The 23,781-nt window shown below is 72.6% G+C and carries 19 protein-coding genes; 12 read left to right on the forward strand and 7 right to left on the reverse strand.

Going from position 1 to position 23,781, the window contains the following annotated elements; all coding sequences use genetic code 11:
* Position 1: 1 nt before the first annotated feature.
* Positions 2–1,606: a hypothetical protein gene (locus tag ACOJV9_RS07170; protein WP_420184509.1), complete on the reverse strand. Its 1,605-nt coding sequence runs from the start codon at positions 1,604–1,606 to the stop codon at positions 2–4.
* A 133-nt stretch (positions 1,607–1,739) separates the two neighbouring features.
* Here ACOJV9_RS07170 and eccCa point away from each other — a divergent pair, with 133 nt between their 5' ends.
* Positions 1,740–5,702 (forward strand): type VII secretion protein EccCa, encoded by a 3,963-nt coding sequence (gene eccCa / locus ACOJV9_RS07175; RefSeq protein WP_420184510.1) that lies wholly within the window; start codon positions 1,740–1,742, stop codon positions 5,700–5,702.
* A 25-nt stretch (positions 5,703–5,727) separates the two neighbouring features.
* Positions 5,728–6,492, forward strand: coding sequence for a lysophospholipid acyltransferase family protein (locus tag ACOJV9_RS07180; RefSeq protein ID WP_420184511.1), 765 nt, complete (start codon positions 5,728–5,730; stop codon positions 6,490–6,492).
* Positions 6,493–6,522: 30 nt separating this feature from the next.
* Here ACOJV9_RS07180 and ACOJV9_RS07185 read toward each other — a convergent pair whose 3' ends face one another.
* From ACOJV9_RS07185 to ACOJV9_RS07200, 4 genes are read right to left on the reverse strand one after another with little or no spacing between them, the layout of a single operon-like run.
* Positions 6,523–7,062 (reverse strand): NUDIX hydrolase family protein, encoded by a 540-nt coding sequence (locus ACOJV9_RS07185; RefSeq protein WP_420184512.1) that lies wholly within the window; start codon positions 7,060–7,062, stop codon positions 6,523–6,525.
* 30 nt (positions 7,063–7,092) lie between these two features.
* Positions 7,093–7,929, reverse strand: coding sequence for an ECF transporter S component (locus ACOJV9_RS07190; protein ID WP_420184513.1), 837 nt, complete (start codon positions 7,927–7,929; stop codon positions 7,093–7,095).
* Positions 7,926–9,548: an ABC transporter ATP-binding protein gene (locus ACOJV9_RS07195; RefSeq protein WP_420184514.1), complete on the reverse strand. Its 1,623-nt coding sequence runs from the start codon at positions 9,546–9,548 to the stop codon at positions 7,926–7,928. The genes ACOJV9_RS07190 and ACOJV9_RS07195 overlap by 4 nt, the downstream gene beginning before the upstream one ends.
* Positions 9,545–10,729: an energy-coupling factor transporter transmembrane component T gene (locus tag ACOJV9_RS07200; RefSeq protein WP_420184515.1), complete on the reverse strand. Its 1,185-nt coding sequence runs from the start codon at positions 10,727–10,729 to the stop codon at positions 9,545–9,547. The genes ACOJV9_RS07195 and ACOJV9_RS07200 overlap by 4 nt, the downstream gene beginning before the upstream one ends.
* Before the next feature lie 17 nt (positions 10,730–10,746).
* Here ACOJV9_RS07200 and ACOJV9_RS07205 point away from each other — a divergent pair, with 17 nt between their 5' ends.
* Positions 10,747–11,304, forward strand: coding sequence for a hypothetical protein (locus ACOJV9_RS07205; RefSeq protein WP_420184516.1), 558 nt, complete (start codon positions 10,747–10,749; stop codon positions 11,302–11,304).
* A 376-nt stretch (positions 11,305–11,680) separates the two neighbouring features.
* Here the strand turns inward: ACOJV9_RS07205 and ACOJV9_RS07210 are convergent, their stop codons facing one another.
* Positions 11,681–13,009: a hypothetical protein gene (locus ACOJV9_RS07210; RefSeq protein WP_420184517.1), complete on the reverse strand. Its 1,329-nt coding sequence runs from the start codon at positions 13,007–13,009 to the stop codon at positions 11,681–11,683.
* A gap of 13 nt (positions 13,010–13,022) precedes the next feature.
* Here ACOJV9_RS07210 and ACOJV9_RS07215 point away from each other — a divergent pair, with 13 nt between their 5' ends.
* The 5 genes from ACOJV9_RS07215 (at position 13,023) to ACOJV9_RS07235 (ending at position 19,725) form a co-directional block, all read left to right on the forward strand.
* Positions 13,023–13,364 carry a hypothetical protein gene (locus tag ACOJV9_RS07215; RefSeq protein ID WP_420184518.1) on the forward strand — a complete coding sequence of 114 codons (342 nt, stop codon included), beginning with the start codon at positions 13,023–13,025 and terminating at the stop codon, positions 13,362–13,364.
* 426 nt (positions 13,365–13,790) lie between these two features.
* Positions 13,791–17,147 carry an isoleucine--tRNA ligase gene (ileS, locus tag ACOJV9_RS07220; RefSeq protein WP_420184519.1) on the forward strand — a complete coding sequence of 1,119 codons (3,357 nt, stop codon included), beginning with the start codon at positions 13,791–13,793 and terminating at the stop codon, positions 17,145–17,147.
* A gap of 123 nt (positions 17,148–17,270) precedes the next feature.
* Positions 17,271–17,708, forward strand: coding sequence for a helix-turn-helix transcriptional regulator (locus tag ACOJV9_RS07225; RefSeq protein ID WP_420184520.1), 438 nt, complete (start codon positions 17,271–17,273; stop codon positions 17,706–17,708).
* A gap of 142 nt (positions 17,709–17,850) precedes the next feature.
* On the forward strand, positions 17,851–18,294 hold the full coding sequence (locus ACOJV9_RS07230) for a VOC family protein (protein WP_420184521.1): 444 nt from the start codon (positions 17,851–17,853) through the stop codon (positions 18,292–18,294).
* A 39-nt stretch (positions 18,295–18,333) separates the two neighbouring features.
* Complete coding sequence (locus ACOJV9_RS07235; RefSeq protein ID WP_420184522.1) at positions 18,334–19,725, forward strand: bifunctional folylpolyglutamate synthase/dihydrofolate synthase; 1,392 nt, start codon at positions 18,334–18,336, stop codon at positions 19,723–19,725.
* A 27-nt stretch (positions 19,726–19,752) separates the two neighbouring features.
* Here ACOJV9_RS07235 and ACOJV9_RS07240 read toward each other — a convergent pair whose 3' ends face one another.
* Positions 19,753–20,388: a cation efflux transmembrane domain-containing protein gene (locus tag ACOJV9_RS07240; protein ID WP_420184523.1), complete on the reverse strand. Its 636-nt coding sequence runs from the start codon at positions 20,386–20,388 to the stop codon at positions 19,753–19,755.
* Between the two features lie 39 nt (positions 20,389–20,427).
* On the opposite strand from ACOJV9_RS07240, the gene ACOJV9_RS07245 reads away from it, so the two are divergent.
* The 4 genes from ACOJV9_RS07245 to ACOJV9_RS07260 all read left to right on the forward strand — a co-directional run bounded on the left by ACOJV9_RS07245 (position 20,428) and on the right by ACOJV9_RS07260 (position 23,758).
* Complete coding sequence (locus ACOJV9_RS07245) at positions 20,428–20,694, forward strand: hypothetical protein (protein ID WP_420184524.1); 267 nt, start codon at positions 20,428–20,430, stop codon at positions 20,692–20,694.
* Positions 20,691–21,095: a DUF4233 domain-containing protein gene (locus ACOJV9_RS07250; protein ID WP_420184525.1), complete on the forward strand. Its 405-nt coding sequence runs from the start codon at positions 20,691–20,693 to the stop codon at positions 21,093–21,095. The genes ACOJV9_RS07245 and ACOJV9_RS07250 overlap by 4 nt, the downstream gene beginning before the upstream one ends.
* A 10-nt stretch (positions 21,096–21,105) precedes the next feature.
* Complete coding sequence (gene ndk / locus ACOJV9_RS07255; RefSeq protein ID WP_420184526.1) at positions 21,106–21,528, forward strand: nucleoside-diphosphate kinase; 423 nt, start codon at positions 21,106–21,108, stop codon at positions 21,526–21,528.
* Between the two features lie 130 nt (positions 21,529–21,658).
* Positions 21,659–23,758, forward strand: coding sequence for a M14 family zinc carboxypeptidase (locus tag ACOJV9_RS07260; protein WP_420184527.1), 2,100 nt, complete (start codon positions 21,659–21,661; stop codon positions 23,756–23,758).
* Positions 23,759–23,781 lie beyond the last annotated feature (23 nt).

A 23,781-nucleotide genomic window follows, 5' to 3' on the forward strand; every position in this document is an offset into this window, starting at 1 on the left:
CTCAGCCCGAGGTCACCCGCCGCAGGGCCTCCACCCCGCCGGCCGCCACGATGCCGAGCGGCACGGAGAGGGCGACCGTCAGGCCCTCGAGGCTGTCGGCGAAGCGCGACATGCGGGTCGACCGGTAGCCCCGTCGCAACGCGGTCGCGCTGACGACGCCGACCCAGCCGACCGCGGTCGCGACGAGGAACGCGAGGACGGTGGCGCCGCCCCAGCCGCTGGTGAGCAGGGAGTACGCGCCGGCGAGCAGCAGGGCCGCGCAGGCCCCGAGCATGCTGTAGCGAGGCAGCCGGTCGCGCACAGTCCTCGACTGGTAGCCGCACGCCAGGGCTGCGGCGACGACCAGCGCGAGGGTGCCCCAGCGGGACGTGGTGTCGGGTGCCGGGGTCGTCACGGTGAGCCACCCGCTCACGGCCGTCGTGACGGAGAGGTATGCCGTCCCGATCGCCACGATCTCCCGCGCGGCGTCGAAGCGTGCTCGCATGTCGTCGCGCGTGATGCGCCGGCGCCGACCGGCGCTGCGCTCGCGGACCGACCAGACGGTCGTGGAGAGACGGTCGGTGTCGACGAGCTGGTTGCCGTCGACGATGAGGCTGCTCGTGGGCAGCAGCCGCATGAGGAGGGGCCCGAGCCCGGTGGCGACGGCCGCGATGGAGTGACCGGGCCAGTCGAGGACGGTGCCGACGCCGACGAGCAGGCCGAGACCGACGAGGGTCGCCAGGACTGTGCGATCGCCGGGGGAGTCGGCCGATGTCCGGGGCCGGGCGCTCGCGAGCGCCAGCACCCCCACGGCGCAGCCGGCGACGACGGCCACCGACTCGCGTCCGGGGGAGGCCGGCCAGGGCAGGGTCAGGCCGGCGGCCAGCCCGAGGGCAGGTGCGGTGGCGGCAGCAGCGAACCGGTGCGAGCGGGAGGTGCCCAAGGTGGCGAGGCCGACCGCACCCGCGGCGAGCAGCGCCGCGGCAGCCAGCGGCATCCAGGCCAGCTGCTCCGACGTGGTGGTGGCCGGGTCCGCCGACGACCGAGCAAGGCTCCACGCCGCGACGAGGCTGACGATCGCGCCGAACGAGGCGGCGAGCCAGAGGAGCTGGGTGGTCGCCGCCGGGGGAGCAGCGCGTGGCGTCGTCCTCGACGGACGGGGGGAGCGCGGCGACGGCACGAGCCCGGACCGCGGGGTCGTCGCCTCGGAGACCTCGCTGGGCGGCTCCTCTCCGCGGCGGCGCGTCGACTCGTCGGCGACCGTCCGGGCGGCCACGGGTTCGGCGGGCTCCCGGTGGCGTCCGCCGGACCCGGCCGGAGCGTGAGAGCGGGCGCCACCCGCCCCGCGACCTCGGTCGAGGTTGAGGATGTCGCGGGTCACGGCGTGGGTGGTCACGGGGACGACGGTGAGGATCGACCCGGTCGGGACCGACTCGTCGAAGGTGTCGAGCGGCCCGAGGACGCGCCCGCTCGGGGTCGCGACGGCGTGGGGGTTGGCGCGCGAGGCGATCCCGAGGACCGACAGGACCTCGGTGACCTGCGCTCCGACCGGCACGACGAGGTCGTGTCGGCGACCGCCCGCGCTGAGGCTGATCTGGAGTCCGGCACCCACGTCCGTACCCGGCATACCCACCCCTCGCGTCGACACGGAACGTCCCCCGCGAAGGATAGGCCGCGGAGCGGTTCCGCGGTGCGGCACCCTCGGTGCGGGGTGGCGCCACGGGATAGGTTGACCCGGTGCGAGCACCGGGGAGGACAACGTGACCGCAACTGTCGGAGGGACGCGCCAGGAGGCACCGTCGGTGCCGACCGGACGCATCGTCCTGCAGCCGCCGCCGGAGATCACGCCGGCCGAGGGTCTCAGCAACCTGCTCATGCAGGCGGTGCCCATGCTCGGCTCGGTGGGCTCGATGGGCTTCGTCGCCCTGGCCTCGCCCGGCCCCAAGGGCTACGTCGGCGCCGGCATGTTCCTCGTCGCCTCCCTCGGTTTCGTCTTCGCCAGCGGGATGCGCCAGCGCACCCAGCGCACCACGGAGGTCGTCTCCAACCGTCGCGAGTACCTCGCCTACCTCGCCGAGGTGCGGGGGACGGTGCGCGACGCCGCCGCCAAGCAGCGTGAGGCGGGCCTGTGGAACTTCCCGGCGCCCTCGTCGTTGCCCCTGCTCGCCGAGGAGAGGAGCCGGGTCTGGGAGCGCCTGCCCAAGGACGACGACTTCCTCCACGTCCGGATGGGCACGACGTCCCAGCCCCTGTGCCTCACCCTCGAGCCGGCCGAGACGCCGCCGCTCGCCCAGCTCGACCCGGTCGCCGCCTCGGCCCTGCACCGGCTGCTCACCACCCACCGCGTCCAGCACGGGCTTCCGGCCTCGGTGGCGCTGCCGGCCTGGGCCCGGGTGCAGGTCACGGGGGAGGCCGGTCCGTCGCGGGCGCTCGCGCGGGCGCTCGTGGTCAACGCCGCCGTGATGCACTCGCCCGACACGCTCATCGTGGCGGCCCTGACCGGACCCGACGCCCGGGCCGAGTGGGACTGGCTCAAGTGGCTCCCGCACGCGCTCAGCCCGCGTGAGCGCGATGCCGTCGGACCGTCGCGGCTCGTGGCCGAGTCGGTCGAGGAGCTCCTCGAGCTGCTGCCGGACGACGTGACCGACCGGCCCCGGTTCGGACCGAGCGGCCAGCGCCCGGCGCCCCACGTCCTCGTCATCGTCGACGGCGCCCGCCTGCCCCGCCACAACCCGCTCGTGACCGACGACGGCGTCCTCGGGGTCACCGTCCTCGACCTGCCCGACCAGTGGGGCGAGCTCGACAGCACCACCACGCTGCGCCTCGCCGTCGACGGTGGACACGGCACCGCGGAGGGCCAGGTCCCGTTCGAGATCCTCAGCCTGAGCCGTGGCGGCGCGAAGGGACTGGCCGACCAGATGAGCGTGACGCAGGCCGAGGCCGCGGCTCGACGCCTGGCCCCGATGTTCGTCAGCGGCGAGGTCGAGGTGCGCGACGCCCTGACCTCGAGCACCGAGCTCGTCGACCTGCTCGGTCTCGGCGACGTCCGCGACTTCGACCCGGCCACCGCCTGGCGTCCGCGCCTGCAGCGCGACCGGCTCCGGGTGCCCATCGGGGTGGGGGGCAACGGCCAGGTGGTCGCCCTCGACATCAAGGAGTCCGCCCAGCAGGGGATGGGGCCGCACGGCCTCGTCATCGGTGCCACCGGGTCCGGCAAGTCCGAGCTCCTGCGGACCCTCGTCCTCGCACTCGCGATGACCCACTCGTCCGAGCAGCTCAACTTCGTCCTCGTCGACTTCAAGGGTGGTGCCACGTTCGCCGGCATGGCCGACATGCCGCACGTCTCGGCCGTCATCACCAACCTCGGCCAGGAGCTCACCCTCGTCGAGCGCATGCAGGACGCCCTCCAGGGCGAGATGACCCGGCGCCAGGAGCTGCTGCGCTCGGCCGGCAACTTCGCCAACGTCACGGACTACGAGAAGGCCCGGGCCGCAGGCGCCGACCTCGAGCCGCTGCCGGCGCTGCTCATCGTCGCCGACGAGTTCTCCGAGCTGCTGTCGGCCAAACCCGAGTTCGCCGACCTCTTCGTCGCCATCGGGCGCCTCGGCCGGTCGCTCTCGATGCACCTGCTGCTCTCGTCGCAGCGGCTCGAGGAGGGACGGCTCCGCGGCCTGGAGTCGCACCTGTCCTACCGCATCGGTCTGCGGACGTTCTCGGCCGGGGAGTCGCGCACCGTCATCGGTGTCCCCGATGCCTACGAGCTGCCTCCGGTCCCGGGCCTGGGCTACCTCAAGCCCGACCAGACGACCCTGCTCAAGTTCAAGGCCGCCTACGTCTCCGGACCACCGAAGGGCCGTCGTCGCCGGGCGGCCTCCGGGGGCGGTCCGGCGATGCAGGTGCTCCCGTTCACCTCCGCCAGGGCGGTCTCCGCGGTGCCGCGGGTCGAGGAGGACCCCCGACCGCGCCCGGAGGCCGAGGAGACCCGCGCGGTCTTCGACATCGCCGTCGCCCGGATGAAGGGGCAGGGCCGGCCGGCCCACCAGGTGTGGCTGCCGCCGCTGGACGTGCCGAACTCCCTCGACCAGCTCCTCGGCGACCTCACCGAGCACCCGCAGCTCGGACTCGTGAGCCAGCGCTGGCGCGCCCGCGGGGCGTACGTCGTCCCCCTGGGCATCGTCGACCGGCCTCTCGAGCAGCGGCGCGAGCTGTTCACCCTCCAGCTCGGTGGAGCCGCGGGCCACGTCGCCGTCGTCGGCGGTCCGCGCACCGGTCGCAGCACGTTCCTGCGCACGCTGGTGAGCTCGATCGCCCTCACCACGACGCCGCTGGAGACGCAGTTCTACATCCTCGACTTCGGTGGCGGCACGTTCACCCCCTTCGCGGGCCTGCCGCACGTCGCGGGCGTGGCCAACCGCAACGAGCCCGACGTCGTCCGGCGCACGGTGGCCGAGATCTCGAGCATCATCGACCGGCGCGAGGCCCACTTCAGGGCCACCGGGATCGACTCCATCGAGACCTACCGGCGGCGCCGGGCGGAGGGCCGGGCCGACGACGGCTACGGCGACATCTTCCTCGTCGTCGACGGGTGGCCGACCATCCGGGCCGAGTTCGACGAGCTCGAGCAGACCATCAGCGGCATCGCCGGGCGCGGCCTCACCTTCGGCATCCACGTCGTCATCACGACATCGCGCTGGATGGACTTCCGCATGCAGATCCGCGACATGCTCGGGACCCGCGTCGAGCTCGGCCTCGGCGACCCCGGCGACTCCGAGATCGACCGCAAGCTCGCCGCCAACGTCCCCAAGGGCCGGCCGGGCCGCGGGATCACGACGACGAAGCACCACTTCCTGGCCGGCATACCCCGGGTCGACGGCTCGGGGAGCGTGGACGACCTCGGTGAGGGGGTCGACGACCTCGTCGCGAGGGTGCGCGCCGCCTGGAAGGGGCCGCAGGGGCCGAAGCTGCGCCTGCTGCCCGAGCGGATCTCGCTCGAGACGATCCGGGAGCAGGCCGGTCCCGACGACCGGCGCGTGCTGCTCGGCATCAATGAGAGCAACCTCGAGCCGGTCGGGGTGAACGTGGCCGAGGACTCGCACCTCTATCTCTTCGGCGACACCGACTCGGGCAAGTCCTCGATGCTGCGTGCCTACGCCAGCGAGATCGCCCGCCTCTACACCCCGGCGCAGGCCAAGCTGTTCGTCGTCGACTACCGGCGGGCCCTGCTCGGCGAGCTGCCGCAGGACCACGTGGCCGAGTACATGACGACCGAGGAGCAGGTGACGGCCGAGATGGAGGGGCTCACCGCGTTCCTGCGCACGCGGCTCCCCGGACCCGACGTCACGCCCGAGCAGCTCCGTGGCCGCTCGTGGTGGTCCGGCTCGGAGGCGTTCATCCTCGTGGACGACTACGACCTCGTCGTCACCTCGAGCGGGTCGCCGCTGCGGCCGCTCGTCCCGCTGCTCGCCCAGGCGGCGGACGTGGGCCTGCACCTCGTGGTAACCCGCCGTGCCGGAGGTGCCTCGAGAGCGAGCTACGAGCCGGTGCTGCAGGCGCTGCGCGACCTCGCCAGCCCGGGCATCATGCTCAGCACGCCACCGGACGAGGGCGCCCTCATCGGCACCGTCAAGGGCTCGCTCCAGCCGGCGGGACGAGGTCGGCTCGTCACCCGCGACGAGGGCAACCAGTTCGTGCAGCTGGCGTGGCTCCCGGCGCGGCACGGCTGACTGACGGGGCCGTAGGCTGCCCCGCATGGAACCCGTCTACACCCCCGTCATCACCGCGGCCCGCGCCGTGTTCCTCGCACAGGGGCTGCGCTTCCGGATGGAGGGCACCGAGCACGTGCCCCGGGTGGGTGGAGCCGTCATGGCCATCAACCACACGGGCTACTTCGACTTCACGTATGCCGGCCTCGCGGCCCAGCCGTCGAAGCGTCTCGTCCGCTTCATGGCGAAGAAGTCGATCTTCTCGCACCGGGTTGCCGGGCCGCTCATGCGCGGTATGAAGCACATCCCGGTGGACCGGCGCGACGGCAAGGCCTCCTTCATGCGGGCGGTGCAGTCGCTCAAGGACGGCGAGATCGTCGGCGTCTTCCCGGAGGCCACGATGTCGCGGTCGTTCGAGCTCAAGGAGTTCAAACCAGGCGCGGTGCGGATGGCCCAAGAGGCCGGGGTGCCGATCCTGCCGACGACGTTGTGGGGCTCGCAGCGGGTGTGGAGCAAGAACACCCCCAAGCACCTCGGCCGCAGCAACATCCCGATCTCGGTCGTCATCGGGGAGCCCTTTCACGTGGCGCCCGACGAGAACCGCGCGGAGGCCACGCGCCGGCTGCAGGCGGTCATGGAGGCCCAGCTGCGGGCGCAGCAGGCGGCCTACCCGGCGATGACCGGTGACGACCTCGTCTTCCAGCCGGCCCGGCTCGGCGGCCGGGCGCCGACGCCCGAGGCCGCCGCGGCCGAGGACCTCGCCGACATGACGCGCACGGTCGACAAGTTCAACAAGAAGCGCCGCGCCTGACCGTCGCCGTCGTGGTCGACCCGGGCAGGGTCAGACCGGGTGGCCGAGGTGCCCGAGCGCCTGGCGGAGCAGGACACCGTGGCCGCGCTCCATCTCGGCGAGCACGCCGGGGGCGAGCGCCTCCTCGGGCGTGAGCCAAGCGAGGTCCAGGGCGTCGTGCTGCGGGGCGCAGTCCCCGGTCACCGGCACGACGAAGGCCAGCGACACCGCGTGCTGGCGCGGGTCGTGGAACGGGGTCACGCCGGGCGTGGGGAAGTACTCGGCCACCGTGAAGGGCACCGGCGACGTGGGCACGGCCGGCAGGGCCATGGGGCCGAGGTCCTTCTCGAGGTGCCGCAGCAGGGCGTCGCGCACCCGCTCGTGGTAGAGCACGCGCCCCGAGACGAGCTCGCGCTGGATGTCGCCGTCGTCCGACGCGCGCAGCAGGAGGCCCACGGCCGCGACCGCCCCGCGCTCGTCCACCCGGACGGGCACCGCGTCGACATAGAGGATCGGCAGCCGCTCGCGGGCGCTGTCGAGCTCCTCGCGGCTCAGCCAGGACCGGGTGTTGTCGAGCTCGAGATGACTCATGGCGGCGATTGTGCCAGTGGGCCCGGTCGCTCAGTCGCGCGTGGTCGACGGCGTGAACACCACCGGCGCCTCGAACGCGGCCTTGCGGGCAGCGCGGCGCAGCGTGCGGAGCACGACCCTCCCGGTCAGGCTCACCAGGACGATGTTGGTGACGGCCCGTCCGATGTCCCAGCCGAGCGAGGTCGCGAAGGAGAAGACGAGGAATCGGTGCAGGTTGTCGAGCACGGGCGCGCCGGCGACGAAGGACAGCCCGCCGCCGAGCCCGGTCGTGAACGGCCAGAACATGAGGTTGAGGGCGATGCCGTAGAGCAGTCCCGCGACCGCGCCGTAGGCCGCGAGCAGGACGATCTCGGCTCGTCCGCGCAGTGCGGGGAGCAGGCCGGCACCGAGGCCGACCCAAGCCGCACCGAGCATCTGGAAGGGCAGCCAGGGCCCGACCCCGCCGGTGATGAGGGCCGAGGCGAACAGGGTCGTGGCGCCGAGCACGAAGCCGAAGCCCGCGCCGAAGACCCGTCCCCCGAGGATGAGGAGGAAGAACACGGTCTCGAGGCCGGCGGTGCCGGCTCCCACCGGCCGCAGCGCCGCACCGACGGCTGACAGGACACCGAGCATTGCGATCGCCTTGACGTCGAGCCCGCCCTCCGAGACCTCCGCGAGCACGACGGCGAGGAGCAGCGGCAAGAGCAGCGAGAACAGCAGGGGTGCGTCGGTGGAGTGGGCGAAGGCCGTGCCGGGATCGACGATGAGCGGCCATCCGAAGGCAAGCACTCCGGCGAGGCTGACGGCGACGATCGCCAGGGTCGAGCGGGGACGCAACCGGATCGCGCGGGTCCGAACGCCCGGCGGCGCGGCGGGTGACGCGGTCATCGGGCGGCCTCCACGGCATACCGGACGTCGTCGACGGTGAGCCACGGCTGGGGCGCGGTGATCTTGGCGACCTGGGGTGCGAACGCCGGGCTGGAGACGACCACCTCGCGGGTGGGCCCGTCGGCGACGACCTCCCCGGCGGCCATCACGACGACGCGGTCCGCGGTCTCGGCGACGAACTCCACGTCGTGCGTGGAGACGACGACGCTGCGGCCCCTCGCGGTGAGCGCGTGCAGGGACCGCCGCAGGGCCGCCTTGCCGGCGTAGTCGAGCCCACGCGTCGGTTCGTCGAGGAGGAGGACCGGCGGGTCGGCGGTCAGCTGGACGGCGAGCACCACCGCGAGCCGCTGTCCCTCGGACAGGTCTCGCGGGTGACGGTCGTCCGGTATGCCGGGTGCGAGCCCGTCGAGGAGCGTGCGGCAGGTGCCCGCCTCGCGGCCGCTCTCGTGGTCGGCCTGCGTGCACTCCGCGCCCACCGAGTCGAGGTAGAGGAGGTCGGCTGCCGACTGGGGGACCAGCCCGACGTGGCGGCGCCGCTCGCCCGCGTCGAGGCGGGAGACGTCGACGCCGTCACCGGAGCCTGCGGCCGCGCGAACACGGACGCTGCCCGAGCGCAGGGCTCCGGAGCCCTGCAGACCCCACAGGAGGGAGGACTTGCCGGCGCCGTTGCGGCCCATCAGCGCGGTGGTCTCGCCCGCGCGCAGGTCGAGGTCGACACCGGCGACGGCGACGACCGCGTCGTGGGTGATGACGACGTCACGGGCCTCCACCAGGGTGGCGCCGACGGTCGGCGGCCGTTCGCGGAGGGCGGTGTCGAGCGAACGCCACGGGGCCGCCCGTCGACGTGCGTCGCGAACCGAGAGGGGGAGAGGTGACCACCCGGCCCACCGACCCAGCTCGACGACCGGAGGGGCGACGTCGGCCGTGACCATGGCCGCGGACGGGACGTCCTGGGTGACGACCCCGTCCTGGCCGACGTGGACCACGGTGTCGGCGTACTGGAGGACGCGCTCGATCCGGTGCTCGGCGACGACCACGGTGACGGCGAGGTCGTGGGCGAGGCGGGTGATGGTCGCGAGGACGTCCTCCGCACCGGTGGGGTCGAGGGCCGACGTCGGCTCGTCGAGGACGATGACCCGGGGATGGGCGGTGAGCACCGAGCCGATGGCCACCCGCTGCTGCTGGCCGCCGGAGAGCTCGGTCAGGGCGGCGCCCCTGAGGTCGGCGATCCCGAGGACGTCGAGCGTCTCCTCGACGCGCTTGCGCATCGTCGCCGTCCCGAGGCCGAGCTGCTCCATGCCGTAGGCCAGCTCCTCCTCGACGGTGTCGGTGACGAAGCCGGCGAGCGGGTCCTGCCCGACGACGCCGACGAGGTCGGCGAGGTCACGTGGACGGTGCTCGCGGGTGTCGCGACCGAGGAGCCGCACGTGCCCGGCGAGGGTGCCTCCCGTGAAGTGCGGGACGTGCCCGGTGATCGCCCCGAGCAGGGTCGACTTGCCGGAGCCGGTGCGCCCGACGACGAGCACCAGCTCGCCCTCGTCGATGCGCAGGGAGACGTCGCGCAGGGTCGGCGCCGCGGCACCCTCGAAGGTCACGCTGACGTGGTCGAGCTCGATCACGACGTCGCACCTCCGGCCGGCTGTCTGTTCGCAACGGTCGCACCCGCAGGGCCTGCGTGGCCGGATCCAGCCCGGCCACGGGGGGATGAGCGGGCACGGGTCGCCGCGGGGGGCGGCGGCGGGGTGAGGAACGCCGGGAGGGCGGCGACGAGCAGGCCGGCGACGGCGACGAGGGGGAGGGCGGGGGCCGACAGCGGGTCGAGCGGCATGCCCAGCGAGGCGGCGTCACCCGAGACCATGACGATGCGCACGGCCACGGCCGCAGCGATGCCCGACAGCACCGTCAGCCACTCGGGCGCCCGCCACGGGTCGGGCCGGTAGGTCGAGCGGGCGTTGGCGCGGCCGCCGAGCCAGATGCCGGTCAATGACAGCGCGACACCAGCGCCCAGCGCGGGGGCGCCGAGCCAGCCCGGGGTCGTGGCGTCGAGGATCCCGTAGATGCCGACGGCGCTCGCGAGGAGGCCGCCGAGGGTGCAGAGCGAGGTGAGCGCCCGCGTCCCGGTGGAGACGAGGCGCCGGCGGCCGTAGCCGCGCGAGTCCATCGCCGAGGCGAGCATGAGCGAGCGGTCGAGCGTGTCCTCGAGGACCGGCAGGGCGATGCGCGGCAGGGCCCGGATGCCGCGCGCGGTGTCCCCGCGCAGGGCTCGCGCCCGCATCACCCGCTGCACGCTGTCGGCGAGCTGGGGGGCCACGGTGATGGTGACGACGACGGCCGAGCCGATCTCGCTCAGTGCGCCGGGCAGGCTTCGGAGGAGGCGCTTGGGGTTGGCCAAGGCGTTCGCGGCACCGATGCAGGCGATCATCACGGCGAGCCGGAGCCCGTCGGTGACCGCGCGCACCAGTCCCTCGAGGCGGACGTCGCCGAGGACGTCGATGCCCGCGGCCCACGAGGGCAGGGTGACCTCGGGGAGCGGCAGCAGCACCGTGGTCCCGAACTTGAGGCCGACGAGGACGTGGAGCACGGTGCGGACGAGGACGATGAACAGGCCCAGCCACAGGTAGAGGCGGAACGACCTTGCCCACGGTGAGCTGCCCCGGCGCGAGGTGACGACGAGCGCGGCGACACCGAGGGCCGCGAGCAGCAGCACCGGGTTGGTCACCGAGCTCGCCGCCACGGCCAGCCCGAGTGCCCAGACCCACCACGCGACCGGGTGGACCGGGCGGGGGAGGGCCGGGCTCATGGACTCATCCTGCCCGGGTGCCCGACACGGGGGCCGGTCACTCCGTGGGGCGGCGTCGGACCGCGACGACGGCGACCGCGGCGGCCAGCCCCGCGAGCAGGGCACCACCTCCGACGAGCCGACCCGTTCCCGAGGTGCCGGTGTCGGCCTCGGGGCGCGCGGCGGTGGTGACGACGCTGTCCGAGGGCGACGGCGTGGGCGATGACGACGTCGGCGCAGCCACCGAGGGGGAGGGGCTGGACCCCCTCGACGGGGATGCCGACGCCGAGGGGCGGACGCTCCGCGAGGGGGACGCGGCCGTGGGCGGCGTCGCCGGCGCCCCGGCAGGTCCGGAGCTCGCCGTGGTCCGGGGGGCGCGGGGCGCGGTGGTGCCCGGGGTCGAGCCTGGGGTGCTGCGAGGAGCCGCCGTCGTGCGACGCGGCGTGCTCGTGGGCTTCGGCGTGGACGTCGTGGGCCGCGGGGCGGCCGTCGTCCGCGTCGGCTGCGGAGCAGGGGCCGGTGCTGCCGGCCTCACCGAGGGTGCCGAGCCCGACCCGAACCGGAAGCCGACCGAGGAGCCCGGCCTGGGGTCGTAGCTCCCCGCGCCGCTCTGGCTGTAGGTCCAGGACCCGCCGGAGGAGGCGTGGAAGAAGGCCCAGTAGGCATCGGCGGGCGGCATCCTGACGCAGGGGTCCGACGCCGGGTAGCCGTCGATCCGGCAGATGGCTCCGGGGAACTGGCTGGGCATGTCGACGCTGTGGCCGGAGGCGCGCAGGGCGCCCATGGCCGACTCCGGGTCGCCACCGGCGCAGCGCGTCGACGTGCCGGCCGCAGACTGGACGACGACGGTCACGCCGGACGTGCCTGCGCAGGCCGCGGCCTGCGCCGGAGCGGCAGCTCCGACGAGGCCGACGGCCGCCAGCGCGAGCCCGCCCCCTGCGGCGAGCAGGCGATGCCTGGGGTGGGGTGCCGTCACTGGTGGGCACCCCGGCGTCGTGACACGAGGATCGTCGCCCCTCCGGCGAGGAGGAGCAGGGTGGCGACGAGCAGGGGCAGCATGGGCTCGGCGCCCGTGTAGGCGAGGCCGGGGGCGTCGTCGGACGTGTCCGAACCGGCCACGGCACCGTCGCTGTCGTCGTCGTCGCCGCCGCCCGTGCCGGGAGTGCCGGCCTCGGGGGTCGTGGGCTCGGTGACCGTCGGCGTGGTCGTCGGGAGCGCGGGCGACGTGGCGGTCGGCCTGGTCGTCGGCGTGGCGGTCGGGCTGGGTGCGGCGCACGGCGTTGCCACGGTGGACGCGGCCACGTCGTCGCTGCTCTCGACGGTCGGGAGCGCGCCACCGACGAGACCGAGGACGGCCTGCGGGGTGGCCCGGATGCCCTTCTCGAGGTTGGCGTTGGTCGCGGTGCGCGAGTCCGCGTTGAAGGCGATGCCGCCGCGGTACTGGCTCGGGGCGTCACAGCCCCACTGCAGGCCGAGGATGAAGCTCGTCGCGCGCAGGTGGGCCGGGCTGCGGCCACCGAGGGCGAACGCCTGGGCCGCGAGACCGGTCGTGTTCGCGTTCGCGCCCTCACCGGTGGCGTTGGTCAGTGCACCGTCGGCCCGCTGACGTGACTCGAGGTGGTCCAGCGCCCTGGCCGCACGGGCCGTGTCGCCACCTGCGAGGAAGGCCTGGGCGGCAAAGGCCGTGGCGTCGGGGTCACTGGTGCAGGTGCTCGCCGCGATGGTCCCGCGCACTCCACCGTCGGCGCACTGCTGCGCCCCGAGGAACTCCACGCTGGAGGCGGGCAGGGTGACGCCCGCCCGCTGGAGGCCGATGACGGCGAGCGCCTGGTTGATCGTCACGCCGTAGTCGTTGGCGGAGGACCCGAAGCGGCCCTCGGCCGTCACGAGGCCCTGGAGCTCGCCGACGAGGTCGTAGCCGCCGAACGCCCGGGGGTTGCGGCCCTGAGCGTCGGCCAGGATGAGGGCCTTGCCCGTACCGCCGGTGGAGATCGGGGTCCCGGGGTACTCGATGTACTCCTCGAGGTTCTCCTCGACCCAGTCGGTGGCTGCCTCGGCAGCAGTTCCGCCGGTGCGGGTCGCGTCGAGGGCCAGCACGGCGTCGATGGTGTTGCCCGGGTCGGGCCAGATGCCGAAGCCCGCGTCGGGGTAGTTGAGGTGGTTGCCGGTGGCGGCGAGCTGGGTCGCGAGGAAGTGCGCCGCGTAGCGCGCCTGCTGCTCCTGGACGCTGCCGACGGCGACACCGGTGAAGGCCGGGTCGGCCGCGGCCCTGACGGCCGGGCTCGTGGTGGGGCTCGGCACGGTCAGGGTGGCCGTGGGGCTCGGGGAGCTCGTCCCCGGCGTGGTCGGGGTGGACGTGCTCGAGGACGGGCTCGGGCTGACCGTGGCGGAGGACGTCGGCGAGGGGGAGGGCGTCGCGCTCGGCGTCGCAGACGGGCTCGGGCTCGCCGACGTGGTCGGGCTGGGAGCCGGCGTGGTCTCGGCGACGGCAGCGGACGGCATACCGAGGGTGAGCGCGAGGGCTGCGAGCGGAAGGGGCGCGAGCACTCGTAGGCGGGAGGTGGAACGACGCATGTGGGGGACAGCCTTCTCGGGAGCGGTTCGTGACGAACGCCCGAACCCGAGTGCAGCAGCGGTTCCGGGCTCCGTCCCGTGACCTCGACGGGTGATATGGAGCCGCTCGCGTCCACGAGGCATTCCGGCTCGCCACCCTCGCGGGCGGCCTACGGTTGCGGGTCAGCGCCGGATTCGGACCGGCTTCCCCCCGCGGACACGGTTGGTGCCGCCGGCGGACCGACGACGCAGCCACTGTAGCGCCATCCGGGAGTTCCCCTCGCTGCCGGTAGACTGACCGGACAGGCGTCTGAGCCGTCATCAGCGGCGAGCCTCCGGAAGAACGGCGTCCCAGCCCGATCGGGACGCTCACTAGACCCGGACGCACGGGCCACGTCACGGCCTTCGGCAAGAGTGGTCGGGTCTCGCACCCGGCAAGCGGGGTGGTACCGCGGTGCCACCGGGATCGGTCCCGGTGACGTCGTCCTCGGTCACGAGTGCAGCGATCGAGCGAAGGACGAGCGACGACATGACCTACCCCAAGGTCTCCACCAGCGCCGGCAACCAGACGGACCGGCCGGGCGCGGCCGCGGTTCCCTCGAGCCCACGCTTCCCGAAGGTCGAGGAGGCGGTGCTCGCCTACTGGGAGTCCGACGACACCTTCCGCGCCTCGGTCGAGCAGCGCGACGCCGGCACCAACGGTGAGAACGAGTTCGTCTTCTACGACGGCCCGCCGTTCGCCAACGGGCTGCCGCACTACGGCCACCTGCTCACCGGCTACGTCAAGGACCTCGTCCCGCGCTACCAGACGATGCGCGGCCGCCGGGTCGAGCGGCGCTTCGGCTGGGACACCCACGGACTGCCCGCCGAGCTCGAGGCGATGAGCCAGCTCGGCATCAAGACCAAGGACGAGATCGTCGAGCTCGGCATCGAGAAGTTCAACGACGCCTGCCGCACGTCGGTCCTCAAGTACACGGACGAGTGGCGCGAGTACGTCACCCGCCAGGCACGCTGGGTCGACTTCGACAACGACTACAAGACGCTCAACGCGCCGTACATGGAGTCGGTCATCTGGGCGTTCAAGTCGCTCCACGACAAGGGCCTCGTCTACGAGGGCTTCCGCGTCCTGCCCTACTGCTGGAACGACGAGACGCCGCTGTCCAACCACGAGCTGCGGATGGACGACGAGGTCTACCAGATGCGCCAGGACCCTGCGGTCACCGTCGGCTACCTGCTCGACACCACGGGGTCGGACCCGGTGCTGGACGGCGCGCACCTGCTCGTGTGGACGACCACGCCGTGGACCCTGCCGAGCAACCTTGCCGCCATGGTCGGCTCCGACATCGACTATGTCGTCGTCGAGGCCCCCGTGCCCGACGCCGGGACGACCGCGCGCTACGTGCTCGCCGAGGCGCGGCTGTCCCACTACGCCCGGGAGCTGGGCGAGGACACCGTCGTGGTGGGTCGCTACAAGGGCTCCGACCTCGTCGGCCGTTCGTACACGCCGCCGTTCTCCTACTACGCCGGCCACGAGAAGGCCTTCCGTATCGTCGCCGCCGACGACGCCGTGACAACGACCGACGGCACCGGGGTCGTGCACACGGCCGGTGCGTTCGGCGAGGTCGACAAGGAGGTCACCGACCGCGAGGGCATCGAGGCGGTCATGCCCGTCGGCGCCGACGGGGCGTTCACCTTCCCGGTGACGGACTACGAGGGCCAGCTGGTCTTCGACGCCAACCAGCCGATCATCGAGCACCTCAAGGCCGCGACCCGGGGGTCGGGCGACACGGGTGCGGTCACGCCCGGCACGGTGCTGCTGCGACGCGAGACCTACGACCACTCGTACCCGCACTGCTGGCGCTGCCGCCAGCCGCTCATCTACAAGGGAGTGTCGTCCTGGTTCGTCGAGGTGACGAAGTTCCGGGACCGCATGGTCGAGCTCAACCAGCAGATCCAGTGGGTGCCCGAGCACGTCAAGGACGGCCAGTTCGGTCGCTGGCTGGAGAACGCCCGTGACTGGTCGATCACGCGCAACCGCTTCTGGGGCAGCCCTGTCCCCGTGTGGCGTTCGGACGACCCGGAGTACCCCCGGATCGACGTCTACGGCTCGTTCGAGGAGATCGAGCGCGACTTCGGGCGGCTACCGCTCAACGCGCAGGGGGAGCCGGACCTCCACCGCCCGTTCGTGGACGACCTGACCCGGCCCAACCCGGACGACCCGACCGGGAGGTCCACGATGCGCCGCGTCGAGGACGTCATGGACGTCTGGTTCGACTCGGGCTCGATGTCGTTCGCGCAGGTGCACCACCCGTTCGAGAATGCGGAGTGGTTCGAGCACCACTTCCCGGGCGACTTCATCGTCGAGTACATCGGGCAGACGCGTGGCTGGTTCTACACCCTGCACGTCCTCGCGACGGCGCTCTTCGACCGACCGGCGTTCAGCTCCTGCATCAGCCACGGCATCGTCCTCGGCAACGACGGCCAGAAGATGAGCAAGTCGCTGCGCAACTATCCCGACGTGCGCGAGGTGTTCGACCGCGACGGTGCCGACGCGATGCGGTGGTTCCTCATGTCGTCGTCGATCCTGCGTGGAGGCAACCTCATCGTCACGGAGGAGGCCATCCGCGAGGGCGTGCGCCAGGTCCAGATCCCCCTGTGGAACAGCTGGTACTTCTTCACGCTCTACGCCAACGCCTACGGCGGCGGAGCAGAAGGACGGGACGGGTATGCCGCGTCGTCGTCGACCGCGTCCACCGCGGCACTCGACCGCTACCTGCTCGCGAAGCTGCGCCAGCTCGTCGAGACGACGACGGCCCAGCTCGACGGGCTCGACGTCGCCGGCGCCTGCGACTCGATCCGTGGCTTCGTGGACGTCTTGACCAACTGGTACATCCGCCGGTCACGGGAACGCTTCTGGGACACCGCTTCTGGCGACTCGGCGGGTGGGTCGAACGCTGACACGAGGGCGGCCTTCGACACGCTCTTCACGACGCTCGAGGTGCTCACGCGCGTCACCGCGCCACTGCTGCCGCTGGTGTCGGAGGAGATCTGGCGCGGCCTCACCGGTGAGCGCTCGGTGCACCTCGCCGATTGGCCGTCGGTCGACGAGCTGCCGGCCGACGACGAGCTCGTCGCGCGCATGGACCAGGCCCGCACCATCTGCTCCGTCGCGTCCTCGCTGCGCAAGTCCGAGAAGCTCCGCGTGCGACTGCCGCTGCGTGACCTCACGGTCGTGGTGCCCGGCGCCGCTGCGCTCCAGGACTTCGCCGGCATCATCGCCGACGAGGTCAACGTCCGCCAGGTGTCGCTGCTCGACCTCGACGCCGCCGGCGAGAGCGACTTCGGGGTCACCCAGAAGCTCACCGTCAACGCGCGGGTCGCGGGGCCGCGGCTCGGGCGCGACGTGCAGACCGCCATCAAGGGGTCGAAGTCGGGGAACTGGTCGGTGGGCGACGACGGCACCGTGACCAGTGGCGGGCTGGAGCTCGTCGAGGGTGAGTACTCCCTCGAGACCGTCGTCCAGGGTGGCGGCGAGGCGTCGCGGGCGACGGCGGTGCTGCCCGGTGGCGGCTTCGTCGTCCTCGACACGGAGGTCACGCCCGAGCTCGCCGCAGAGGGCCTGGCTCGCGACGTCATCCGCGCGGTCCAGCAGGCCCGTCGTGAGGCGGGCCTCGACGTGAGCGACCGGATCTCGTTGACCGTGACCGGCTCACCGGCGGTCTGGGAGGCGACGGTCGCCCACCAGTCGCTCATCGTCGATGAGACCCTCGCGACCCAGTTCGGCTCGGCCCCCCAGCTCGACGCGCTGCCGCTCGGCGATGGCACGAGCGAGACGACGGTCGGTGACGGCGAGAGCGTGCGGATCCGGGTGGCGAAGCTCGGCTGACCGGCACCCCCCGCCGTCCCCTCTTTCCCGCCTCATCACGGAAGGTGACCCTTCCCCCCGAAAAGGTTCTGGGGGCAAGGGTCACCTTCCGGGGGAAGCCTTCGCGCGGCATACGCTGCACGGGTGAGCGAGAGCACGCGACGCGTTCCCGGTGACGTGCTCGTCCACCTGCGCCGGGCGCGCGACCACATCGACAGGAGCTTCGCCGAGGAGCTCGACCTCGACGCGCTCGCCGCGGTCGCGCGGCTGAGCAAGTTCCACTTCCTGCGGTCGTTCGCGAAGGTCTACGGGCTCACCCCGCTGGCCTACCTGGGGGAACGGCGGGTCGAGCGAGCCCAGGACCTGCTGCGGACGACGAACCTCACGGTGACCGAGGTGTGCCACGCCGTCGGCTACTCGAGCCTCGGCTCGTTCAGCAGTCGCTTCCGCGAGATCGTCGGCGAGACTCCCAGCGCCTTCCAGGCCCGGTATGCCGTCCGCGGTGCCCCTCGCATTCCCGGCTGCCACGTCTTCATGGCCGGCCTCGTCGAGAGGCGCGCGCCGTCAGCCATCGACCAATAGGGCGAAAGGTGCGGGCTCGCCCGGCGCAGGTCGTGCCCTGTTGGTCGAAAGGTGCGGCAGGTGGGCGGACGACGGGGGCCGACGGGACACCGCGCAATCCGGGAGAAGCGCGCCGCTGACTGCGCGACATAGCGTCGGTCCCATGATCACCAACGTGTCCCTCGTGTCCGTCTGGGTCAAGGACCTCGACGAGTCCCTCGCCTTCTACACCGACGCCCTCGGTTTCCGTGCCGGCGACGACATCAGCCTCGGGGAGGACTTCCGGTGGGTCACCGTCACCCACCCGTCCCAGCCCGAGCTGCACCTGCACCTCACCACCCCGAGCAAGCCTCTCTCGGACGAGCTCATCGCCGCGATGCAGCGGGCCCAGCTCGACGGCGGGCTCCCCGGTGTCGGGCTGCACGTCGACGACTGCCGCAGGACCGTCGAGGAGCTCAAGGGCAAGGGCGTCGAGTTCCTCCAGGAGCCCGAGGACCGGCCCTACGGGGTCGAGGCGCTCATGCGCGACAACTCCGGCAACTGGATGGTGCTCGTCGAGCCCCGCGAGTACACGCCCGAGGACTTCGAGGGCGTCACCTTCGACTGACGGACGGGCCGGGACCGCGTGGCTGAGAGAATGGGTCGCATGGCACCGGCTCCCGACTCTTCCCAGCGCGAAGCAGCGCGCACCCTCGAGATCATGCAGCGGCTGCGCGAGGTCGAGGAGTCGATCCTCGCCCGCGCCCCCGAGCACGACCTCGAGCCGTCACTCGACCGCATCCGGGCCGTCATGGAGCTTGCGGGTGACCCGCAGGGCACCTACCCGGTCATCCACCTCACGGGGACCAACGGCAAGACGACGACGGCCCGGGTCATCGAGTCGATCCTGCGTGAGATGGGGCTCAAGACAGGGCGATTCACCTCGCCCCACCTCCACACGATGCTCGAGCGGATCGCCATCGGTGGACGCCCCATCGAGGCGGAGAAGTTCCTGCGCGCCTACGACGAGGTCGTCCCGCTCATCGAGATCGTCGACGCGAGGTCCGTCGCCGAGGGGGAGCCGCGGATGACCTACTTCGAGGTCCTCGTCGCCGTCGCCTACGCGGCCTTCGCCGACGCACCGGTCGACGTCGCCATCGTGGAGGTCGGCATGGGCGGCAGCTGGGACGCGACCAACGTCGCCGACGGCGTCGTCTCGGTCATCACGCCGATCAGCCTCGACCACCAGCACTTCCTCGGCAACACCGAGAGCGACATCGCCCTCGAGAAGTCCGGGATCATCAAGCCCGAGGCCATCGCCGTGAGCGCCCGCCAGTACGACCCCGCGGTCGTCTCGATCCTCAACGCCCGCGCCGAGGAGGTCGGCGCCCAGATCGCCCACGAGGGCGAGCAGTTCGGCCTCGAGGGCGGCGACGTGGCCGTGGGTGGACAGGCGGTCACGGTCCGTGGCCTCGCCGGCACCTACCCCGACCTGTTCCTGCCGTTCCACGGCTCCCACATGGCCCAGAACGTCACCCTGGCCATCGCGGCGGTCGAGGCCTTCCTCGGCGGCGGGGAGCAGGAGCTCGACATCGAGGTGCTGCGGGCCGGGCTCGCAGCCGCCACCTCCCCGGGCAGGCTCGAGGTCGTGCGCCGCAGCCCCACCGTCCTCGTCGACGCGGCGCACAACCCGGCCGGGGCTGTCGCCCTGCGCGACGGGCTCCAGGAGGCGTTCACCTTCACCAGGCTCGTCGGGGTGGTCGCGGTCCTCAAGGACAAGGACGCGTCGTCGATCCTCGAGGTTCTCGAGCCGGTCCTCGACGAGGTCGTCGTCACGCGCACGACGTCACCGAGGGCGATGCGCCCCAACGACCTGGGTGAGCTCGCCCGCGGCATCTTCGGCGACGCCCGCGTGACGGTCGTCGACGACCTGCCCGACGCCCTCGACCGGGCCGCCGGCATCGCCGACGCCGCCGGCGTCGGTGGGGGAGTGCTCGCCACCGGTTCTGTCGTCACCGCGGCCGAGGTGCGCATGCTCCTCGGCGTGACCGACGCCTGAGCCGACCCCAGGCGCCCGGCGGCCTGCTCAGCCGACCTCCTCGCCGGCCAGCGCCTTCGCGGCGAGGTGCTCCTCGTCGGCGACCTCCCACACCTCGGCGGCCGAGTGGACGCCGATCGCGACGATGACGAGGCCGAGCACGAGGTCGGGCCACCCCGAGCCGGTCACCGCCGTCACCGCCGCCATGGCGACGATGAGGAGGTTGACGACGACGTCGTTGCGCGCGGAGAGGTATGCCGCCCGCGACAGGCTGCCTCCCGCGTGCCGGACGCGCACGAGGAGCCAGGCGCACAGCCCGTTGACGAGGGCAGCGCCCAGCGCAGTGAGGACCAGCCACGGCACGTCCGGCGGCACGGGGTCGCCCCACTTCTGCACCGCCTGCCAGACGGCCGCTGCCGCGGGGACGAGGAGCACGCCGGCCATGGCCTTGCCCGCGATGGCCCGGTGCCGGGCGCCCCAGCCGAGCGCGAGGGCGATGAGCAGGCTGATCGCCGTGTCCTCGAGGAAGTCGACACTGTCGGCGAACAGGGCCACCGACCCGATCGCCAGCGCCACGCCCACCTCGACGACGAAGCCGGCGGCGTTGAGCCCGGCCACCGTGAGCACGACGCGCCGCAGGCGCCCCGGATCGACGACGGCGGGGGAGGAGGCTGGGGGAGGCACCCGTCCATCCAAACAGGCTCCGCGGCATACCCTCGTCGCATGCACCCGATCGCCCGGCTCCTCCTCCTGATCGCCGTCGCGGCGCTGGTGTTCTGGCTCGTCACCCGGTTGCGCGAGAGCACGCGCGGCGACAAGGTCAGCTTCCGACCGGTCGAGGACCTGCCGGCCGACGTCCAGCAGTCCATCGACCACGCGCTCGCGCACGGCAGGAAGGGAACGGCGGTCAGGCTCTACCGTCGTGCCACGAAGGCTCCGCTCGCCGCGGCCCAGGCGGCGATCGACGTGCGGGAGTGGAAGCGCGGATGACCCGGGTCCCGTTCACCGGACAGCTGGGGACGTTCACCTGGAGGATGCTCGCCACCGTCCTCATCGGTCAGTCCCTCGTGATCTTCCTCGGGGCGCTGCTGGCCCGCAGCACGGCACTCGCCCGCGGTGACGCTGACGCCGGCACCCTGCTCTGGGCCGGCTGCGCCCTCGGCCTCCTCGCCATCGTCGCCGCCGGGCTGATGCGTGGACCGCTCGGGCTCCCGCTCGGCTGGCTCGTCCAGGTGCTCACGTGGGCCAGTGCGGCCCTCGTCCCCGCGATGATCGGGGTGGGGCTGGTCTTCACCGGGCTGTGGCTGCTGTGCCTCGTCAAGGGGCAGGGGGTGGACGCGATGATGGCGGCGCGCGAGTCCGGCGCCGCCGAGGCCGAGGGTGCTCGCTAGGCTGACCAGCGTGACCACCGAACGCTCGCTCGTCCTCATCAAGCCCGACGGCTTTGCCCGCGGCCTCTCCGGAGAGGTGCTCCGCCGGATCGAGGCCAAGGGCTACACCCTCGCCGCACTCGCGGTGACGACGCCCACCCGCGAGATGCTCGCCGACCACTACGCGGAGCACGAGGGCAAGCCCTTCTACGAGCCGCTGGTCGAGTTCATGTCGTCCGGACCCGTGACCGCCGCCGTCATCGAGGGCCACGGCTGCATCCCCGGCTTCCGGGCGCTCGCCGGTGCCACGAACCCGACCGAGGCCGCGCCGGGCAGCATCCGCGGTGACCTCGGTCGCGACTGGGGCGAGAAGGTCCAGAAGAACATCGTCCACGGCTCCGACTCGCCGGAGTCGGCCGAGCGCGAGATCGCCATCTGGTTCCCCGGGCTCTGAGCCCGCACGCTCCTCCTCCGCCGGGCCGTCGGCGCTCCACTTCGCTCGACGAGCGGACCCGCGATCAGCCCCCTAGGTTGAGTCCAGCGACCCCCCTTTCGGGCCGCACTTCTCATCCGAAGGAGCCAGCATGAGGATCACTCGAGTCGGGCCGGGGGTGGTGTCGGCGGTCGCGCTGGTCGCCGCCGGCCTCGCGGGTGTCGGAGTCGCCACCGCGGCGCCGCAGCCCAGTGCGCAGGACGACACGGTGCAGATCGTCACCGTCCACGCGTCCACGCAGAAGGAACGCTCAGCCGTCGACGCCCTGGGCCTCGACACCACCGAGCACGCCGACGAGCACGGCGTCGACGTCGTCCTGCACGGAGCGGCCGACGTCGCCCGCCTGCGGGCCTCCGGCAAGACGTGGACCGTCAAGGTCGCCGACCTCGGGGCCGTCTCCCGCGAGAACGCCGCCAAGGACGAGGCGTATGCCGCGAGCGTGGCGTCGTCCGCACTGCCCAGCGGGCGCACGTCCTACCGTCACCTGGCCGACTACAACGCCGAGATGCAGGCGCTGGCCGCGAAGCACCCCACCCGCGTCAGGCCGCTCACCCTCGAGAACCGGTCCGTCCTCGGAAAGCCGGTCCACGGCATCGAGATCACGGACGGCGCCTCCAAGGTCGACGACGGCAAGCCGGTCTTCCTCATCATGGGCGCCCACCACGCCCGCGAATGGCCCTCCTCCGAGCACGCGATGGAGTTCGCCTACGACCTCCTCGAGAGCGGCGACTCCCGCAACGCCGGCCTGCTCGCCGGCATGCGCACCATCGTCGTCCCCGTGGTCAACGTCGACGGCTTCGAGATCTCGCGCAAGGCCGCCCCGATCGGGAACTTCGGCACCTTCGACTACGAGATGAAGCGCAAGAACTGCTTCATCAGCGCCAAGACGCCCGCCGCCTACCAGCCCGGCCCGTGCGACGCCAACCTCGCCGGACGCCTGCGCGGGACCGACCCGAACCGCAACTACCCCGGCTTCTGGGGCGGTCCGGGCGCGTCGACGTCGTGGAGCAGCGACACCTACCGCGGTGACGCCCCGGGCAGCGAGCCCGAGGTCGACAACATCCGCAAGCTCGTGAGCGGCCGGCAGGTGACGGCGCTCATCACCAACCACACCTACAGCAACCTCGTGCTGCGCCCGCCGTCGATCGCCTCGACCGGCTTCAGCCCCGACGAGGTGAAGTACCGCGCGCTCGGTGCCCAGTTCGCCGAGCACAACGGCTACGCCAACATCCCCTCGTTCGGCCTCTACGACACCTCGGGCTCGACCGAGGACTGGAGCTACTGGAACACCGGTGGCTTCGGGTTCACCTTCGAGATCGGCACGGAGGGCTTCCACCCGCCGTACGAGACCGGCGTCGTGGCGGAGTACGCCGGTCTGGCTCCGGCCGCCGGCGCCGGACTCGGCGGCAACCGCGAGGCCTACTACACGGCGGCAGCGGCGGCGATGGACCCGAGCATGCACTCGACGATCCAGGGCGTGGCACCGGCCAACACCCGGCTCACGATCCGCAAGACGTACCAGAGCATGACCTCGCCGGTGATCCAGCCGGGCGGCGCCGTCGGTGACCCCATCCCCTACACGGACGTCCTCACCTCCTCGCTCGAGAGCAGGGGCGGCGCGTTCAGCTGGGCGGTCAACCCGTCGACGCGCCCGGTCGTCACCGGACGCTACGGCCGTGACCCGGTCGCCCCGACGCAGCCGAGCGCTCCGGTCGCCAACCCGGCAGGGATCCCCGCCGTGGGCGCCTCGGAGTTCTCGAACGTGACGATCCAGGGCCTGCCGACCTACGACAACGGCAAGGTCGTGTTCACCTTCGGGTGGGAGGGTCCCAACCCCGACCCGGGCACCGACTGGGACTTCTACATCTACGACTCCGCCGGCAACCAGGTGGCCTCGGCGGCGACGCTGGCCAACCCCGAGGTCGCCGCATCCCTCGACCCCGTCCCCGGTGGCTACCGGGTCGAGGCCGTGAACTACGGCGGCGGCGCGGACGCCGACTGGACCGGCACGATGTCGTTCGAGCCGCCCACCCCGGCCATCGTCACCGGCGTCAAGGAGACGTGGAACCTCACCTGCGAGAACAAGCAGGGCAAGGTGCTCGGCTCCCGCAGCATCGTCGTCGATCGCGGCCAGTCCGTGAACGTCGGCAACCCCTGCAACCGCGCGAAGGTCACCTCCAGCAACGAGTGACCGCTCGTCCGGACCACCACGAG

The organism is Knoellia terrae (assembly GCF_048606435.1).
In the GTDB taxonomy this organism is placed as follows: domain Bacteria; phylum Actinomycetota; class Actinomycetes; order Actinomycetales; family Dermatophilaceae; genus Knoellia; species Knoellia terrae.

Coding starts and splice junctions, on each gene's coding strand:
- ACOJV9_RS07170 (WP_420184509.1), bottom strand. CDS start 1,606: ATGCCGGGTACGGACGTGGGTGCCGGACTCCAGATCAGCCTCAGCGCG.
- ACOJV9_RS07180 (WP_420184511.1), top strand. CDS start 5,728: ATGGAACCCGTCTACACCCCCGTCATCACCGCGGCCCGCGCCGTGTTC.
- ACOJV9_RS07185 (WP_420184512.1), bottom strand. CDS start 7,062: ATGAGTCATCTCGAGCTCGACAACACCCGGTCCTGGCTGAGCCGCGAG.
- ACOJV9_RS07190 (WP_420184513.1), bottom strand. CDS start 7,929: ATGACCGCGTCACCCGCCGCGCCGCCGGGCGTTCGGACCCGCGCGATC.
- ACOJV9_RS07200 (WP_420184515.1), bottom strand. CDS start 10,729: ATGAGCCCGGCCCTCCCCCGCCCGGTCCACCCGGTCGCGTGGTGGGTC.
- ileS (WP_420184519.1), top strand. CDS start 13,791: ATGACCTACCCCAAGGTCTCCACCAGCGCCGGCAACCAGACGGACCGG.
- ACOJV9_RS07230 (WP_420184521.1), top strand. CDS start 17,851: ATGATCACCAACGTGTCCCTCGTGTCCGTCTGGGTCAAGGACCTCGAC.
- ACOJV9_RS07235 (WP_420184522.1), top strand. CDS start 18,334: ATGGCACCGGCTCCCGACTCTTCCCAGCGCGAAGCAGCGCGCACCCTC.
- ACOJV9_RS07245 (WP_420184524.1), top strand. CDS start 20,428: ATGCACCCGATCGCCCGGCTCCTCCTCCTGATCGCCGTCGCGGCGCTG.
- ACOJV9_RS07250 (WP_420184525.1), top strand. CDS start 20,691: ATGACCCGGGTCCCGTTCACCGGACAGCTGGGGACGTTCACCTGGAGG.
- ACOJV9_RS07260 (WP_420184527.1), top strand. CDS start 21,659: ATGAGGATCACTCGAGTCGGGCCGGGGGTGGTGTCGGCGGTCGCGCTG.